The organism is Sulfurovum sp. bin170, from assembly GCF_010892395.1.
Taxonomy (GTDB): Bacteria; Campylobacterota; Campylobacteria; order Campylobacterales; family Sulfurovaceae; genus UBA1140.
Genome location: NZ_JAACKB010000239.1, coordinates 1 through 2,163, shown reverse-complemented (window position 1 = coordinate 2,163; position 2,163 = coordinate 1). Strand labels below are relative to the sequence as shown.

The 2,163-nt window shown below is 34.6% G+C and carries 3 protein-coding genes; all 3 read right to left on the bottom strand.

The features are described from left to right. Positions 1–245: 245 nt before the first annotated feature. A complete protein-coding gene (locus GSY74_RS05750) occupies positions 246–608 on the bottom strand; it encodes a hypothetical protein (protein WP_164664148.1) in 363 nt (120 codons plus the stop codon). A 49-nt stretch (positions 609–657) separates the two neighbouring features. Beyond that, the gene (locus GSY74_RS05745) at positions 658–1,212 is read right to left on the bottom strand and encodes a membrane integrity-associated transporter subunit PqiC (RefSeq protein WP_164664147.1); all 555 of its coding nucleotides are present in this window, start codon (positions 1,210–1,212) and stop codon (positions 658–660) included. Then, on the bottom strand, positions 1,212–2,163 hold a 952-nt coding region (locus tag GSY74_RS05740; RefSeq protein ID WP_164664146.1), incomplete at its 5' end, for an MlaD family protein. The genes GSY74_RS05745 and GSY74_RS05740, both read right to left, overlap by 1 nt.

Sequence of the window (2,163 nt, the reverse complement as noted above, 5' to 3'; positions counted from 1 at the left end):
TCTTGGTAAGATGAAAAGGTCTGATATTTATGAGTTACAAGATAAGTATGGGAGTGCCGAGATTGGGGTAATTTCTGATAAGAAGGTCTGTTATTAATAGATATTTTACAAAACTTCTTGGAATCGGAGGCTTCAGCCCCGAATATAACGAGGCTAAAGCCCAATACCAATGAATTAGCGAGGCTGAAGCCATCGGTTCCTTATATGCAATCTGCATTTTCGGAATCGGCGTGTTTACACCCGAACTATTTCTCTCTTAGAGCCTGAATTTCTGCTTGAATCTTATCTAACTCCAAGCGTTCTTTCTCTCTTTTTAAGCTAAACAGCTCCTCATCTCTTCTGTGACCTCTCATAGAGTGGTATGTTGATAGTATAAAACCAAAAAATGAAAAAATAGAGGTGATTAGAGAACTCATCAAGAGGAAATTGTCATCAATAGTAAACTCTGGTTCTATAGAGATGGATGTAGAGTGTGATGACTTTTGATACGATTGACCTTTTTTACTTATGGGAGCATCTACTTGTTCAGGAGTGTGTAGGAATTGAAAATATAGAAACACAGCAAATGAGATAATAAACAGCAGAGCAAAGAAATTTTTGAAACTCATATAAACCCTTTTTTTCTTTTATTATATCAGATTTTTTTCTTGAAAACTATTATAAATTTTCTTTAATTTTTTTAGTTAATTTAAAATAAGCTTTCTCCATCGCTTCTATCATACTCTCTACAGATTTACCATCTATACTCTCTTCTGTATTAAACAGATAGTTTGAACCCCCTTTGGTACTCTTGTCCAAAATATAATAGTTTGCATCTAAAGAGATAACATTCTTGTAAGCGATAAACCTGCTGATAGTTACAGATACTTTTTTATCTATCTCTTTTATATTTGACCACGGATAAGCATATACATTTGGATTATTCATAGATTTTTGCAGATATGAGATGAGGATATTTGTCATATGAACATCCATAGAGTTTATCCAGTTTGCATTTTCTATCTCTTTGAGGTGGTAGGGGTTATCTTTTATATATATGGGGGAGTCCATAAAATATATGGGAAGTTCAACCTTCTCTACAGCGATAAATTTAGAACTAGCTTGTGGATTAGTTGGGATAGCATAGGTATCACCCAAAGTATATAGCTGTTTGGAACCACATGCAGAGAAAAAGAGTACTATTATTAGTAGGCTTAAAACTGTTTTTTGCATTATTCATCTCCTATGACGAGTGCATTTGCTTTTCTATCTAGCATCTTGTTTGTTTTGTCAAATGATTTGGCTGCCTCTGATACAGCTTTGAGTGTGATTGATAGTTGGTCTGCAAATTGTGAATCTCCACTATAGTCATTTGAGAGTTTTTGTAGAGCAAACTCTAGCTCTTGTAGGCTTCTATTTAGATTTTCAGGTAGCTGTTTGAACTCTCTGTTTGAGGTGAAACTATTAAGATTATTAATAGTTTTGTTTAGATTATTGACTGTTTTATCCAAATTTTTAATAAAACTATTTATAGGCTTTCTGTTCTCCTCAACTAGACTATCTGCAGAGTTTAACAGATTTTCCAGAGGAAGATTTTGAAGTTTTGTTAACAAGCTTTTGACCTGTCCCACTATATCCTCTTCTATATCATTGGATATAGTTGGCAGTATCTCATACTCTCCACTCTTGACAATAACCCCTTTTTTTCGTTTGTCAAATACCAACTCTATAAACTGTGACCCAATAATAGGCATAGGTGTGGATAGTTTTGCTTTCAGACCTTCTTGGACAAGTCTTGGTAGTATCTTCTCTTTTTGGGTAGTGTTAAGCTCTTTAGTCGTAAACGCTTCGATATTTAGCAAGGCAGAGATGTCACTTTTTACTGTTTGGTTCTTCTCATCATAACTATCCTCTATTTGGGTTATATGTCCAACTTGAAAACCTTTGAATTCAACAGGAGAGCCTACTTTTATCTTGGTAGTTGGCTCATTGAAGCTTAGTTTATATACTCTCTCCTCTCCACCAACACCTAGCTGTTTTGCCCTCATATTGGTTAGACTCTTATATAGAGAAAAGATAGTTCCACTTTTTATACTACGATTTCTATCTAGTGAATTTTGTGGTGTATAGATAGAGATACCACCATGAAGTAGCTGTGAAAATGGGGCTAGAGAGATATCAAGA